General features: G+C 46.3%; 14 protein-coding genes and 1 tRNA gene. All 15 read left to right on the top strand.

Annotated features, from left to right (window positions below; genetic code table 11):
* Nucleotides 1–13 precede the first annotated feature (13 nt).
* Nucleotides 14–826 (top strand): hypothetical protein, encoded by an 813-nt coding sequence (locus ESP131_RS11895; protein ID WP_069940802.1) that lies wholly within the window; start codon nt 14–16, stop codon nt 824–826.
* A gap of 68 nt (nt 827–894) precedes the next feature.
* On the top strand, nt 895–1,419 hold the full coding sequence (locus tag ESP131_RS11890) for a TraR/DksA C4-type zinc finger protein (RefSeq protein WP_029341934.1): 525 nt from the start codon (nt 895–897) through the stop codon (nt 1,417–1,419).
* 194 nt (nt 1,420–1,613) lie between these two features.
* Nucleotides 1,614–3,134, top strand: coding sequence for an aldehyde dehydrogenase (gene adh / locus ESP131_RS11885; RefSeq protein WP_069940801.1), 1,521 nt, complete (start codon nt 1,614–1,616; stop codon nt 3,132–3,134).
* Nucleotides 3,135–3,156: 22 nt separating this feature from the next.
* Entirely contained in the window at nt 3,157–3,519 is a 363-nt protein-coding gene (locus ESP131_RS11880; protein WP_047395570.1) for a DUF779 domain-containing protein, read from the top strand.
* Nucleotides 3,520–3,705: 186 nt separating this feature from the next.
* Nucleotides 3,706–4,716, top strand: coding sequence for a S66 family peptidase (locus ESP131_RS11875; RefSeq protein WP_069940800.1), 1,011 nt, complete (start codon nt 3,706–3,708; stop codon nt 4,714–4,716).
* Between the two features lie 15 nt (nt 4,717–4,731).
* Nucleotides 4,732–5,073: a hypothetical protein gene (locus tag ESP131_RS11870; protein ID WP_023468553.1), complete on the top strand. Its 342-nt coding sequence runs from the start codon at nt 4,732–4,734 to the stop codon at nt 5,071–5,073.
* Between the two features lie 21 nt (nt 5,074–5,094).
* Nucleotides 5,095–6,027 (top strand): alpha/beta hydrolase, encoded by a 933-nt coding sequence (locus tag ESP131_RS11865; protein ID WP_029341930.1) that lies wholly within the window; start codon nt 5,095–5,097, stop codon nt 6,025–6,027.
* A 42-nt stretch (nt 6,028–6,069) separates the two neighbouring features.
* Nucleotides 6,070–6,153, top strand: a tRNA-Leu gene (locus tag ESP131_RS11860).
* Between the two features lie 202 nt (nt 6,154–6,355).
* Complete coding sequence (locus ESP131_RS11855; protein WP_023468551.1) at nt 6,356–7,123, top strand: transporter substrate-binding domain-containing protein; 768 nt, start codon at nt 6,356–6,358, stop codon at nt 7,121–7,123.
* A 31-nt stretch (nt 7,124–7,154) separates the two neighbouring features.
* Nucleotides 7,155–7,799 carry an amino acid ABC transporter permease gene (locus tag ESP131_RS11850; RefSeq protein WP_023468550.1) on the top strand — a complete coding sequence of 215 codons (645 nt, stop codon included), beginning with the start codon at nt 7,155–7,157 and terminating at the stop codon, nt 7,797–7,799.
* A complete protein-coding gene (locus ESP131_RS11845) occupies nt 7,796–8,524 on the top strand; it encodes an amino acid ABC transporter ATP-binding protein (protein WP_023468549.1) in 729 nt (242 codons plus the stop codon). The genes ESP131_RS11850 and ESP131_RS11845 overlap by 4 nt, the downstream gene beginning before the upstream one ends.
* A gap of 312 nt (nt 8,525–8,836) precedes the next feature.
* Complete coding sequence (locus ESP131_RS11840; protein WP_069940799.1) at nt 8,837–11,677, top strand: 2-oxoglutarate dehydrogenase E1 component; 2,841 nt, start codon at nt 8,837–8,839, stop codon at nt 11,675–11,677.
* 35 nt (nt 11,678–11,712) lie between these two features.
* Nucleotides 11,713–12,975: a 2-oxoglutarate dehydrogenase complex dihydrolipoyllysine-residue succinyltransferase gene (odhB, locus tag ESP131_RS11835; protein WP_047395583.1), complete on the top strand. Its 1,263-nt coding sequence runs from the start codon at nt 11,713–11,715 to the stop codon at nt 12,973–12,975.
* Nucleotides 12,976–13,127: 152 nt separating this feature from the next.
* Nucleotides 13,128–14,024 carry a glycerophosphodiester phosphodiesterase gene (locus ESP131_RS11830; RefSeq protein ID WP_047395586.1) on the top strand — a complete coding sequence of 299 codons (897 nt, stop codon included), beginning with the start codon at nt 13,128–13,130 and terminating at the stop codon, nt 14,022–14,024.
* A 217-nt stretch (nt 14,025–14,241) separates the two neighbouring features.
* The gene (locus ESP131_RS11825) at nt 14,242–14,685 is read left to right on the top strand and encodes an Rrf2 family transcriptional regulator (protein WP_047395589.1); all 444 of its coding nucleotides are present in this window, start codon (nt 14,242–14,244) and stop codon (nt 14,683–14,685) included.
* The last annotated feature ends 11 nt before the right edge of the window (nt 14,686–14,696 follow it).

Here is a 14,696-nt window from a genome sequence, read left to right as displayed (position 1 = left end):
AGAAGGTGATCATATGTTGAATTATAAAGTAAACGTATATAGATTAAACGGATATAGATTAAACGGAGCACGACCAAAAGCAACAAAAGGAACCGGACCGAAGCATTTGATTTATTCGAGTCAATTTTCTTCACGCACACCAGTCCATTTATTGCATCAACTTATCTTGAATCGATTGTTGGTTGAACAAGAAAAAAACCTTGATTTAACATACACGATCGAAGTAAATGCGGTACTCGATCAATTCGTGATCGACGTCCGTGTCTTTTCAACAGATACGGTCAGTGTCCAAGTCGAGCGTGACTTGATTGAAATCATTGAACGTGAAGAAGTCCGTCATATCCCGGCGCTTGAAATTGGAAAACCAGATTTCGCAGAATTCGCTCACATCGTTCTAAAGGTCAAAGATGGTGGACCACGTCTTTCACAAGAGGATACGCAACGGATTTTCAATGAATCTGGTGTTCGAGGACGAATCATCCTCCATAAGGAGCGAATCGATAGTCATGAACCCTCCCATTCGATTCAGTTGTTGATTGGTGGGGCGGAGAAGTGTTTGTATAGTCTCTCGCAATATCAGCTTGATCCACTTTTCCGGAAGCACGGTTTAACGATTCAATCCTTGAATCTGTTACCGTTTGATTTATTCATGATTCGCGACAAAATCGCCATGTTGTCTTCGGCAGATGCTTCGCAACTGTGGATTGACGATATCACGACATCCAAAAACGGACGGTCGCATCAGATTTGCTTTAATGATGGAAATGAATGTATGACGGTCATCTGCGATCTTCACGGATCGATTCGTTCTTACAAATGTTCCTGATGGTTTAACTCTTCTCCGAATAGGCTACATTCTTAACAGAGGTACTAACGAAGGGGAGTCGAACAATCATGTTATCTAAACAACAGACGGAAGAATTCAAGCAACGGTTATTAAAGGAAAAAGAGAAGACGACATCAAACATCGAACAACGCGATACCGATTACGATGAAGGTGAATTGTCGAGTTACGATAATCATCCTGCCGATTCCGGCGATGAACTGTTCTTGCGGGAACGCGATCAAGCGATCACGGATATGCAAGAAGACATGCTGTCGGATGTGGATCGTGCTCTTAAAGCGATTGAAGACGGAACGTACGGGATTTGTGAAGTATGCGGAAAAGAGATTGAGATTGAACGTCTTGATATCATTCCGGAGACGTTATTATGTATCGAGCATGCTAAAGAAGAAGCTGCACAAAATGAGAACGATCCGAATTCACGACCAAGCGAAGAAGATGTACTTGATCCATCGGTCACAGCCCGCGGAAAAGACATCGACGGTGATACGGACGGTTTCTCGAAAGTGAGTGACTTTGGTAGTTCCGATACACCGTCTGACCAAGAAGACGGGATTGACCCGACACGGTCTTGATCGTAAAACATCTCCTGAAAACGGAGATGTTTTTTTTCGAAAAAAATCACAGATATTTACCGGAATTTTTTGACTTTTCATATAATTTTGGTACGATGGTATCGAGAGGGCTGTTTTAGCCTATATTAAAATGTAAGCGCATACAAGCATCCGTCTCACTGCTTGACCATTTTAGTTGAGGGAGGAAGTAACGCATGATTTATGACATTCCGAACAAGCAAGGGTCAAAAGTACAGTACAAGGAACGGTATGAAAATTACATCAATGGAAAGTGGACGGCACCTGTCGGGGGAGAATATTTTGATAATGTAACACCTGTCACCGGTAAAGTATTGTGCCAAGTCGCTCGTTCCGGTAAGGAAGACATCGAACTGGCTCTTGACGCAGCGCATGCCGCAAAAGAAGCATGGGGGAAGACCTCTGTAACGGAACGTTCAAACATTTTAAATAAAATCGCGAATCGGATGGAAGAAAACCTTGAGATGCTCGCTTATGCAGAGACACTTGAGAACGGGAAAGCGGTCCGTGAGACACTCAACGCGGATTTACCGCTTGCAATTGATCACTTCCGCTATTTCGCCGGCGTCATCCGTGCCCAAGAAGGTTCGGTCGGTGAACTTGACCAAGATACGGTCGCGTATCACTTCCATGAGCCACTTGGCGTCGTCGGTCAAATCATTCCGTGGAACTTCCCGCTTTTAATGGCTGTCTGGAAATTAGCACCAGCTCTCGCGGCAGGAAACTGTGTCGTCTTAAAACCAGCAGAACAAACACCAGCGAGCATCATGGTACTCGTTGAACTCATCGAAGACTTACTTCCACCAGGTGTTCTTAACATCGTCAATGGATTTGGTCTTGAGGCAGGGAAACCACTCGCTTCAAGCAAACGAATCGCCAAAATCGCCTTTACGGGTGAGACGACGACAGGACGTTTGATCATGCAGTACGCATCACAGAACCTGATTCCGGTCACACTCGAGCTTGGTGGGAAATCGCCGAACATCTTCTTCGAAGATATCATGCAGGCAGATGATGCCTTCTTCGATAAAGCAATCGAAGGATTACTGATGTTTGCATTGAACCAAGGAGAAGTCTGTACGTGTCCGTCGCGTGCCTTGATTCAAGAATCAATTTACGAGCCGTTCATGGAACGTGTTCTTGAGCGCGTCAAAGCCATCAAGATCGGAAATCCTCTTGATTCGGACGTCATGATGGGGGCTCAAGCTTCGAACGAACAGATGGAGAAAATCCTTTCATATCTTGAAATCGGGAAATCTGAAGGCGCAGAGTGTCTCGTCGGTGGAGAGCGTAACATGCTCGAAGGGGATCTCGCAAAAGGATATTACATCCAACCAACGATCTTTAAAGGGCATAACAAGATGCGAATCTTCCAAGAAGAAATTTTCGGACCGGTCTTGTCGGTCACGACATTCAAGACGGAAGAAGAAGCGCTCGAAATTGCGAATGATACGTTGTACGGTCTTGGTGCCGGTGTTTGGACGCGCGATATGAACCGTGCGTACCGGTTTGGTCGTGCGATCGAAGCAGGACGCGTCTGGACGAACTGTTATCACCAATATCCAGCTCACGCGGCATTTGGTGGTTACAAAATGTCGGGTATCGGACGCGAAAACCATAAGATGATGCTTAACCATTATCAACGGACGAAAAACCTACTCGTTAGCTATAACCCGAATAAACTCGGTTTCTTCTAAGTCGGAAAGGACGTGGATGCAAATGGTGGAACGTGTTCAGGCGACAGCAGCTTGTTTAGAGTTAATCGACCAGTTGAGAGAAAAGCACGGTCCGTTGATGTTTCATCAATCTGGTGGTTGTTGCGATGGCAGTTCCCCGATGTGTTTTGCGCAGGGTGATCTATTTCTAGGGGATCAGGATAAAAAACTAGGAGAGATCGGTGGTTGTCCGTTTTATATTCATGAAGATCAATATGAGTACTGGAAACATACGCAACTCATCATTGATGTCGTGAATGGTCGAGGCGGAATGTTCTCTCTTGAGGGTGTCGAAGGGAAACGTTTTTTGACACGCTCCCGTGCGTTCACGCAAGAGGAATATGCTGAACTATCAGCATCAAGTTAAAAAAGATTCAAACACGATTTCGTCGAGGTGACTTGTTCATTCAGGTCGCTTGTGCGGAATCGTGTTTTTTGTTCGTATCACGACGTTCTAACAGGATAAAAGTTGGTAATGCGGCATAAGAACGGTATAATGAACTCATATTTTGACGAGAAGATAGTTTCACACTATGACATTATAGGGGTCACCATGAAATATCCATTTTTAGGTTGGACAGGTCAAACGATCGGAGTGACGGCGCCCTCCTCCGGATTACGTGAACAGCAACAGGAATGGGTCGAACGAGCAGTTGAACAAGTACAAGCACGGCAAATGAACGTCCGTTTGGGCGAAACGATTTGGTCGCATCAACTTGCTGCGAGTGCGCCGGTTAAACAACGCGCCGAAGAATTGAATCAGATGATGACGGATGAGACGATTGATGCCGTTATCCCGCCATTTGGTGGGGAACGCGCCATTGATCTTTTACCCGAGTTGGCGCTAGCTACGTACCAACCGAAATGGTTGCTTGGCTATTCCGATATCAGTACGTTATTGCTCAGTCTGACGCTTCAGACGGGGATGGCGACAGCACATGGTCCGAATTTCGTTGAGCTTCGAAGTGAAGAATGGGACGAGACGACAAGTGCCTGGCGACGGGTGCTCGCAACGCCAACTGGAGGAACCGTCACACAGTGGGCTTCCGATCGTTATCAATCCGAGTGGACAGACCAAGAACGTCCAGCAGGTTCGTTATTTCAACTGACGGAAGCGACCGAATGGAAAGCACTTGATGAGCGAACAGAAGTGACCGGACGGATACTTGGTGGGTGTCTTGAGACGATTCGCCATCTGATTGGGACACCGTACGGAGATGTACAGCGTTTCCAGCGTGAAGAAATCAACGGAGAACCGATACTCTGGTACTTCGAGGTGTCTGAAGCGAGTTCAGCAGAGGTGCACCGGACACTTCGACAAATGGCGTATGCAGGATGGTTTGACCATGCGGCTGGCTTTTTATTCGGTCGTACGTCTGCAAGGATCACAGAAGATCTGACATGGCTAGACGTGTATCAGTATCTAGCAGATGAAACGGGCTTACCAGTCTTATATGATCTTGACATCGGTCATCAGCCGCCACAGTTGACGTTAATCAATGGAGCGACGGGTACGGTTCGTATTCAAGGAAAAGATTCACGAATCGATCTGACGTTCAACTAAAAAGGAGAGCACGCAATGGCACGTCGTAAGTTTCAAGCATTAGGCGTTTATAAACGCGTCCATATCAATCCGGAGACACGTCGAATGACGTTACCGGAACCATTTTACGATGCACTTCGTCTAGAAGATGAATTGCTGATTGCACAAGTCGGAGATGTTCTCGTCATGCGACGTCCGGGCGAGGTCGTCGAGACAGAAACGGATTTATTGAGCGAACTCGTAGAAGATGGGTTCACGGGTACAGAGCTTGTCCAAGAGTTTGCCTACCGGCGTCAGCAACAAGAACAACGATTACGTCAACAAGTCTTGCAGGATGAAGAGGATGACCATGCTGCTCAACTGAAGATCGAGCTATAACTGAAAGAAGGAGTGGGGCAGATGCGTCGCAGAACAAAAATTGGAATCGGAGTCATCGGATCCGGATTAGTAGCAGCGAGTTATTATTTTTATGAGATGGCAATCGCCACGAATCCGAAGCCTTTCTTATCGAATAATCGGGATTTGAGTGATGAGATGGTCCGATTGATGCAACCTGGACAGACCTGGATCAAGGAGCAGCCGCTCGAGCGGATCGAGATTGAAGCGAAAGATGGTTTGACGTTACGCGGGCACTTCCTTCCGTCTCCTGTTCCATCAGATCGGATTGTCATTCTCGTGCACGGATACGGAGGCGTCGGAACGGATTTAGCCGGATTCGCCTATCTGTACCATCAGGCCGGTTTTCATGTCATGATGCCGGATAATCGAGGACACGGAATGAGTGACGGTCACTATATCGGATTCGGATGGCATGATCGGGAAGATTGTCTCAGTTGGTCGAACTATCTGATTGAACGGATTGGACAGGATGCGAAACTGTTCTTGCATGGGGTGTCGATGGGAGGGGCGACCGTATTGATGACGAGTGGCGAGCAACTCCCACCACAGATCAAAGGAATCATTTCTGATTGTGCCTATACGTCCGTCAATGCTGTACTTGCGTATCAGATGAAGCGGATGTATCGACTACCACATTTCCCGTTTTTAGGTATGACGAGCGTATTGACGAAGCTAAAGGCAGGTTATACGTTCCGTGAAGCATCAGCGCTGAAACAAGTCAAAAAAGCACAGGTACCAATTTTGTTCATCCATGGTGGGGCAGATACGTTTGTACCGACAGATATGGTATATGAGCTGTATGAAGCTTGTCCAACAGAAAAAGAGCTCGTCGTCATTCCGAATGCCGCTCACGCGATGGCCTATTTTGAGGATCCGGCATTGTATGATGATGTCGTCGAGAAGTTCGTTCGCAACATCTTGCGAAATGATTGACAACTCAGTTCGTTACCCGCTATATTAATATCATAAATCAACGTCGTCGTGGCGGAACTGGTAGACGCGCTAGACTCAGAATCTAGTGGTGGCAACACCGTGGAGGTTCAAGTCCTCTCGGCGGCATAAATGATTGAAGGAGGCAATCCCAGCAAGGGGTTGCCTTCTTTTTTGATGATGAATAGAAAACGGTTTCAACGAATAAAAATTCAGAAAAGTTTATCTTTTTAGAATTTTTCTGGTAAAATACGTTTTAAAGAGGGTACTCTTCAGGGAAAGTACTAAGTAGAGTTAACAATCTTTAACACATAGGAGAGGGGAAACAAACATGAAAAAAGGGAGTATCTTGCTAGCGCTCTTGATGAGCTGTGTTCTCGTGCTTGGTGCATGTAGCATCGGTTCGAAAGAAGAAGAGTCGTCAGAAGGAAAGACGTATAAGGTCGGCATTGACGTCACGTACCCACCATTTGAATATAAAGATGGGGATACGTACAAGGGAATCGACATTGATCTCATGAAAGCAATCGCGAAGGATCAGAACTTCAAGATTCAATTTGAAGCAATGGACTTTAGCGGTATCATTCCGGCACTTCAAGCCAATCAATTGGACGTTGCCATTGCCGGTATGAGTATTACGCCAGAACGGAAGAAAGTCGTCACATTCTCAGATCCATACTTCAAAGCTGGTCTTATTTTAGTCGTCAAAGAAGATGAGAATGGTATTAAATCCGTCAACGATTTAAAAGGGAAAAAAGTAGCCGTCAAAAAGGGAACGACGGGTGCGAAATATGCAACGGATAACGCAGATAAGCTTGGCTTCACAGTCACACAGTTCAATGACAGCCCAGCGATGTTCCAAGAAGTGAAGAACGGTAACGCAGCAGCCTTGATTGAAGATTATCCTGTCATCTCATATGCAAACAAACAACAAAACCTTGGATTAAAACTTGTCGGAGACCGTCTCAACGGGGACAATTACGGAATCGCTGTCTTAAAAGGTGAGAACGAGGATCTGATGAAGAAAATCAACAAAGGACTTGCGAATCTAAAAGAAAACGGTGAATACGATAAAATCGTTGATACGTATCTGAAATAAGTCGCAAGGCAATAAGGGAGTGGGATAGCCAATGGAAGTGGTCAAAACCGCATTTCCATTTTTCTTGGAAGGGCTTCAAGTCACATTGTATATTTTCATCATCGCGGTCATCGTCGGCTTTCTGATTGGCTTAGTCGTCGCATTGATGCGCTTATCACCATCAAAAATCTTAAACGGGATCGCGATTGTCTATATTGATGTCATTCGCGGAACGCCGTTCATCGTTCAGTTATTCTTCATCTATTTTGGACTTAACTCGCTCGAATGGTTATCGATGGACCGGATGTATGCAGGGATACTGACGGTCGCAATCAATGCCGGTGCTTATTTTGCAGAGATCATTCGAGCTGGTATCCAATCGATTGATAAAGGACAAACAGAAGCTGCACGTTCACTCGGGATGACAGGGCGTCAAACGATGGTGCAGATCATCTTACCGCAAGCATTCCGGCGGATGTTACCAACGATTACGAACCAATCGATCATTAGCTTAAAAGATACATCGTTGTTGTCGATTATCGGCATCGCTGACTTGACGCAACAAGGTCAAGTACAGCAGTCAACGACGTTTGAACCATTCATCGTCTGGTCCGTCGTCGGATTGATGTACTTCGTCATCATTTATCTCTTGTCCTTAGTGGCGAAGTTTTTGGAACGGAGGTTTACATTACGATGAGTATCATTGAAGTAAAGAATCTAAAGAAATCCTTCGGTTCGAATGAAGTCTTAAAAGACATCAACGTCTCGATTGCCGAAAAAGAAGTCGTCTGTGTCATCGGTCCGTCGGGATCTGGGAAAAGTACGTTTTTACGCTGTTTGAATCGATTGGAAGAGATTACAGGTGGCACGGTCATTGTCGATGATTTCGACATTACGAGTCCAAAGGTCGATATTAACAAGGTCCGGGAAGAAGTAGGGATGGTCTTTCAACATTTTAATCTCTTCCCGCATAAAACTGTGTTAGAAAACGTCACGCTCGCACCGATCAAAGTACGTAAATCGGATAAAGAACAGGCGAAACAGCGGGCACTTGAACTCCTTGATAAAGTCGGATTACGTGAAAAAGCGGATAATTATCCAGGTGAATTATCTGGTGGTCAAAAACAACGGGTCGCGATTGCCCGCGCGCTTGCAATGAATCCGAAAATCATGTTGTTTGATGAGCCAACGTCAGCACTTGACCCGGAAATGGTAGGTGACGTGCTTGCCGTCATGAAACAACTTGCTCTTGAAGGCATGACGATGGTCGTCGTGACCCATGAGATGGGATTTGCTCGAGAGGTTGGAGATCGCGTCTTATTCATGGATGGTGGTTATATCGTCGAAGAGAACGTACCACAAGCATTATTTGATTCTCCACAACACGAACGGACGCAATCGTTCCTTAGTAAAGTCTTATGATGAGACCGGCGTATCTAAATGCGGATACGCCGGTTTTTTGACGAATCATAAATAACTAGGCAAGTGGTCATAAGAAAAACTTATACATTTAAGCGTGAGAATTTGGGAATTCGAAATGCACACATAGGAAAAGAGTAGTAATATAGTAACGAAGGCACTTTCATGGAAGAATGACACGGTCATTCCTTCTCATGACGTTCAGCGTTTTATTCATGCAATTCCTTTTGAAAGCGCTAACAGGTAGAGGGCTGGAAACACATCGAGTATCCACTGGATGTGTGGGGAGAAATATAGAAACGGGGGGAACCGTACATGGCAGGCCACGAGCAAGATCAACAAGCATTTTATGGACCAAACCTTGGCTACATTATTGAATTGTACGAGCGTTTTTTAGAAGACAAGACATCCGTTGATGAGGAGACACGTGCGTATTTCGAAGAGCATGGTGCACCCGTGACGGAACCAGTCGTACCGATGCAAGTCGAGACAGGAGATTTCGAAAAATATCTTGCGGCGAATCGTTTAGCGGAACAAATTCGTGCAAAAGGACATCTTGCGGCGGATATCTATCCGCTGAAGGACCATCCGCGAGAAACAGGATTATTCGAATTGAGTCAGTACGGATTGACAGAGGCAGATCTTCGGAAAATGCCAGTCTCACTCGTCTGCCCTGAACCACCAACTGGTATACAGGACGCGTATGAAGGCATCGAACATTTAAAGGCACAGTACACGGGAGCAGCCGCTGTTGAGTTCCAGCATGTCGACGATCTCGATGAAAAGAAATGGCTCCGTCAAAAAATCGAGCAAGGTGCTTTGACAGCGACGCTAGATGCTGAACAAAAGAAACAGTTATTCAAACGCTTGGCTGAAACGGACCTTTTCGAAAAATACTTGCACAAAACATATGTCGGTCAAAAGCGGTTCTCGATTGAGGGACTTGACGCAATGGTGCCATTGCTCGACACGATCGTCGGACACCTCATCTCGAACGGGTCGGAGACGATCAATATCGGAATGGCACACCGTGGACGGTTGAACGTTTTGGCGCACGTACTCGGGAAGCCATATGAAATGATCTTTGCTGAGTTCCAACATGCACCGAACCATGATCTCGTTCCATCTGAAGGCTCGATTGGGATCACGTACGGTTGGACAGGCGACGTGAAGTATCACCTCGGTTTAAACCGAAAACTCGAGCAAGAGACACGTAACGTCCGGATGACGCTTGCAAACAATCCGTCGCACCTTGAGTTCGTCGACCCAGTCGTTGAAGGCTTCACACGTGCGGCACAAGATGATCGCTCACAAAAAGGGGCACCACGCCAAGAGCAAGCAGCTGCTGCTGCGATCCTCATTCACGGGGATGCAGCGTTCCCAGGTCAAGGAATCGTGGCTGAAACGTTGAATTTAGCGAATCTCAAAGGATATAACACCGGCGGAACGATTCATATCATCGCGAATAACACGATCGGCTTCACAACGGAGCCGACGGACTCCCGTTCGACGCGTTACTCGAGTGATCTTGCCAAAGGGTATGAGATCCCAGTCTTCCACGTCAACGCAGATGAGCCGGAAAGCTGTCTCGCTGTCGCGTTACTCGCGAGCGAGTACCGGGCAACGTTTAAGAAGGATGTCATGATTGATTTAATCGGATACCGTCGTTTTGGTCATAACGAAATGGATGAACCGATGAATACGAACCCGGTCTTATATGATTTGATTCATAAACATGATCCAATTCGTATCTTGTACGGGAAAACGCTTGTCGCGAATGGGGATGCGACAGCTGACGAAATTCAATCGATTGAAACATCGATCAATGATCAGATGAAAGCGGCTCGAGAGAAAGTACCGAACGTCGAGAAAGAGTATGGTGGGGTCATGCCGGATGTCGTCTTTAAAGGGGTACCGACAATCGAGACAGGGGTCTCGATCGAAACACTAACAGCGTACAACGAAGAATTATTACAGTGGCCGGATGGCTTCCAGGTGTTCCATAAACTTGAGAAGGTCCTGAAGCGCCGGACGGATGCGTTCTCGACAAAGAACGGAATTGACTGGGGACATGCCGAAACATTGGCGTTCGCTTCGATTCTCTCAGATGGAATACCCATCCGCTTGAGCGGTCAAGATTCTGAACGAGGAACGTTCGCACAACGGAACATTAATCTTCATGATGTGAAAACAGGAGAAGGCTTCTCGCCACTCCATGCCTTATCAACGGCAACTGCATCATTCTCGGTCTACAACAGTCCGTTGTCTGAAGCAGGTGTACTTGGTTTTGAATACGGTTATAACGTCTTCGCTCCGGAAACGCTCGTATTATGGGAAGCGCAATATGGGGACTTTGCGAACTCAGGTCAAGTCATCTTCGACCAGTTCATCTCAGCTAGCCGCGCGAAATGGGGACAAACGTCAGGTCTCGTCATGTTGCTTCCGCATGGTTATGAAGGGCAAGGACCAGAACACTCGAGTGGTCGTTTAGAACGCTTCTTGACGTTATCGGGTGAGAAAAACTGGACAGTCGCGAACGTATCGAGTGCTGCCCAGTACTTCCACTTATTGCGCCGACAAGCAGCGATTCTCGGAAAAGAGGAAGTCCGACCGCTCGTCGTCATGACGCCGAAGAGTCTCTTGCGTCATCCGCTTGCAACATCGGATGTCTCTGAGTTGACGGAAGGTAGTTTCCAACGTGTCATCGAACAAGCTGGACTTGGCGAAGCACCAGATCGAGTTAAACGTCTTGTGTTCTGTTCTGGTAAGATGGCAATCGATCTAGCGGAAGCCGTTTCAAAATCAGATGAGAATCTCGATTGGCTACAAATCGTCCGGGTCGAGGAGTTGTATCCGTTCCCGGCGAAAGCCTTACAAGAAGTCATCGCGCGCTATGAAGCCGTCGAAGAGATGGTCTGGGTACAAGAAGAACCGAAAAACATGGGGGCTTGGTCCTTCATGGAACCTCGACTTGAGACAGTCGCACCGAACGGCATCCAAACCGTCCGTTACATCGGTCGTCGTCGCCGTTCAAGTACAGCAGAAGGTGACCCGTCAGGTCATAAAGTAGAGCAGGCACGTATCATCAATGATGCACTCACAGCGACTGCTTCTACTCCAACAGCACCATCACACGTATCAAATCACACATCATAACTTAAGATAGAATCGAGTCATAGGGGGAGAATACGATGGAAATCAAAGTACCAGAACTTGCCGAATCAATCACAGAAGGAACGGTGGCGTCTTGGTTGAAACAACCAGGTGATCACGTTGAAAAAGGAGAAGCCATCGTTGAGCTCGAGACAGATAAAGTCAATATCGAAGTACCGTCAGATGAAGCAGGTACGTTGACGGAAGTGATGGCTGCTGAAGGAGATACAGTTCGCGTCGGGGAAACGATTGCTGTCATCTCTGCTGGTGGCGAGGCTCCAAAACCGGCTGCGGCAGAACCAGTACAAGAAACTCCAAAAGAGACACCAAAAGCAGAAGAAAAAGCGGAACAACCGGTGGCTGTGGCAGCGACTGAAAGTACATCTGTTGCGGATCGTCCGATTGCTTCACCTGCTGCCCGTAAACTGGCTCGTGAAAAAGGAATTGATTTAGCACAAGTGGCGACGCAAGATCCACTTGGTCGTATCCGTGTGCAAGACGTCGCGACGTTTGAAGTAGCACCACGTGAGCAAGCAAAACCGGCTCCTACGAAACCCGCTACACCGGCACCAGCACCAGCATCTGCAGCCGCTCCTGGGAAACCGGAAGAGCGAATCAAGATGTCACGCCGTCGCAAGACGATTGCGAACCGACTCGTTGAAGTTCAGCAAACGGCAGCAATGTTGACAACATTTAATGAGATCGATATGTCAGCGGTCATGGCACTGCGTAAACGTCGCCAAGAGAAATTCGTGAAAGAAAACGAAGTCAAACTTGGCTTCATGTCATTCTTTACGAAAGCAGCAGTCGCAGCACTTAAAAAGATGCCATACTTGAATGCTGAGATTCAAGGCGACGAAATCGTCCTGAAGAAATTCTACGATATCGGTATTGCCGTTTCAGCACCAGATGGTCTCGTCGTTCCAGTCGTGCGTGATGCGGACAAAAAGAACTTTGCTGAGATTGAAAAAGACATCATTCAATTAGCGGTCAAGGCGCGCGATAACAAACTCGGTCTATCTGATTTGACGGGTGGTACGTTCACGATCACGAATGGTGGTACGTTCGGTTCACTCATGTCGACACCGATTTTAAACGGTCCACAAGTCGCGATTCTCGGAATGCACGCAATCAACTTACGTCCTGTAGCGATTGATGCTGAACGCATGGAAAACCGTCCGATGATGTATGTCGCACTCTCTTATGATCACCGAATCGTTGATGGAAAAGAAGCTGTTACGTTCTTGAAGCACATTAAAGATCTCCTTGAAGATCCAGAGTCATTGATTTTCGAAGCGTAATCATTAAAAGACCCGTTTTAGATGCGGGTCTTTTTTTTGTTGATATCACTTTGTCATCAAAACACGAAATGACATTTACATCATCTCTATATCAGCTTCATACATACGATTTAGGATAAGTGTTGTAAGAATATTTCAAGGGGGGATTGATTATGTTGAAACAATTTGGATTGACGATGGTAGCAGGAGCCGTATTAAGCACGGGTCTTCCGACAGAAGATGTCAGCGCACATTCAAAAGGAACATCGTTACTCGATCCAAATCGAATCATCAATGTTGCTCACCGCGGAGCTTCGGGATACGCGCCAGAGCATACGATGCCAGCTTATGAAATGGGACATAAGACATTCAAAGCAGATTACATCGAAATTGATTTACAGATGACAAAAGACGGTCAATTGATTGCGATGCACGATGAAACGGTTGATCGGACGACGAACGGAACGGGTGCCGTCAAAGATAAAACGCTTGCTGAAATCAAGAAACTTGATGCCGGTAGCTGGTTCAATGAAGCGAACCCGACCCTTGCGAAAAAATCGTATGTCGGTTTGAAAGTTCCGACGCTTCAAGAAGTCTTGAGTAAGTATGGGAAGCATGCGAATTACTACATCGAGACGAAATCACCGGAAGTGTACCCGGGAATGGAACAGAAATTGCTCGACGTACTAAAGCAGAACGGATTGTCGAGTAACAAGGTCAAATCAGGACAAGTCTTGATTCAGTCGTTTAGTGAAGCGAGTCTTCAAAAAGTCAGAGCCATCGACCCGAACGTTCCCTTGGTTCAGTTGATGGAAGCAAATGAAGTCAAGGCAATGACGGATGATCGATTAACAGCAATCCGCCAGTATGCGGTCGGTGTCGGTCCTTCCTTCAAAGCATTGACACGTGAGAACGTCGCAGCAATTCGGGCGCATGATTTGTTACTTCACCCGTACACAGTGAATGAAAAAGCGGATATGGTTCGTATGCTTGATTATGGTGTCACGGGAGTCTTTACGAACTATGCCGACCGTTTTAATGATGTCGTGAAAGGACTGTACAAAAAATAAGGTAAAAAGGAAATAGTACTATTTCTTCTTTCGAACAGGAAAGGAGAAATAGTTTTTTTGTTTTTAAAACTCGTATTTTAAATCCAATATTTCATTCCATACGTAAACCCTATAGAGGTTTATCAGAATTTCGAATCATGAGACAAAACAATGTAGTCAGTTTCGTATTTCATGGTACGATAACAGTGCAGTTTTGGGAAGGAATGGAGTGAGGATCGTGAGAATTACACAGTATACGGATTATGGATTACGTGTGTTGATGTACCTCGGGGTGCACCGGGATGTCATCACACCAATGCCGCAGATTGCAAATCATTATGGCATCTCATCCAACCATTTAATGAAGGTGACACAACAGTTAGCGAAACTTGGCTATGTCGAATCAACAAGAGGTCGGTCAGGCGGACTCCGTTTGATTCGTGATCCAAAAGACATCAACATCGGTAAAGTCGTTCGGGAGATGGAACCGATGGATATCGTCGAGTGTTTTGGAAGCAACGGTCATTGTGTCATCGAACCAGGATGTCGTCTAAAAGGTGTGCTCGGACGAGCGCTTCGAGCTTTTATCCGGGAACTGGAACAGCATACATTAGAAGAATTGCTGGTTAATCGTGATGAGTTGGCACTCTTGTTTGCTGCCTCACCTTTACAGCGTTCTTAATCAAAAAACCC

It is taken from the genome of Exiguobacterium sp. U13-1 (assembly GCF_001750115.1).
Classification (GTDB): Bacteria; Bacillota; Bacilli; order Exiguobacteriales; family Exiguobacteriaceae; genus Exiguobacterium_A; species Exiguobacterium_A acetylicum.
The sequence above is the reverse complement of the archived record's forward strand: the minus strand, read 5'-3'. Positions and strand labels throughout refer to the sequence as shown.

Coding starts and splice junctions, on each gene's coding strand:
- adh (WP_069940801.1), top strand. CDS start 1,614: ATGATTTATGACATTCCGAACAAGCAAGGGTCAAAAGTACAGTACAAG.
- ESP131_RS11850 (WP_023468550.1), top strand. CDS start 7,155: ATGGAAGTGGTCAAAACCGCATTTCCATTTTTCTTGGAAGGGCTTCAA.
- ESP131_RS11890 (WP_029341934.1), top strand. CDS start 895: ATGTTATCTAAACAACAGACGGAAGAATTCAAGCAACGGTTATTAAAG.
- ESP131_RS11880 (WP_047395570.1), top strand. CDS start 3,157: ATGGTGGAACGTGTTCAGGCGACAGCAGCTTGTTTAGAGTTAATCGAC.
- ESP131_RS11830 (WP_047395586.1), top strand. CDS start 13,128: ATGTTGAAACAATTTGGATTGACGATGGTAGCAGGAGCCGTATTAAGC.
- ESP131_RS11865 (WP_029341930.1), top strand. CDS start 5,095: ATGCGTCGCAGAACAAAAATTGGAATCGGAGTCATCGGATCCGGATTA.
- ESP131_RS11845 (WP_023468549.1), top strand. CDS start 7,796: ATGAGTATCATTGAAGTAAAGAATCTAAAGAAATCCTTCGGTTCGAAT.
- ESP131_RS11855 (WP_023468551.1), top strand. CDS start 6,356: ATGAAAAAAGGGAGTATCTTGCTAGCGCTCTTGATGAGCTGTGTTCTC.
- ESP131_RS11840 (WP_069940799.1), top strand. CDS start 8,837: ATGGCAGGCCACGAGCAAGATCAACAAGCATTTTATGGACCAAACCTT.
- odhB (WP_047395583.1), top strand. CDS start 11,713: ATGGAAATCAAAGTACCAGAACTTGCCGAATCAATCACAGAAGGAACG.
- ESP131_RS11875 (WP_069940800.1), top strand. CDS start 3,706: ATGAAATATCCATTTTTAGGTTGGACAGGTCAAACGATCGGAGTGACG.
- ESP131_RS11895 (WP_069940802.1), top strand. CDS start 14: ATGTTGAATTATAAAGTAAACGTATATAGATTAAACGGATATAGATTA.
- ESP131_RS11870 (WP_023468553.1), top strand. CDS start 4,732: ATGGCACGTCGTAAGTTTCAAGCATTAGGCGTTTATAAACGCGTCCAT.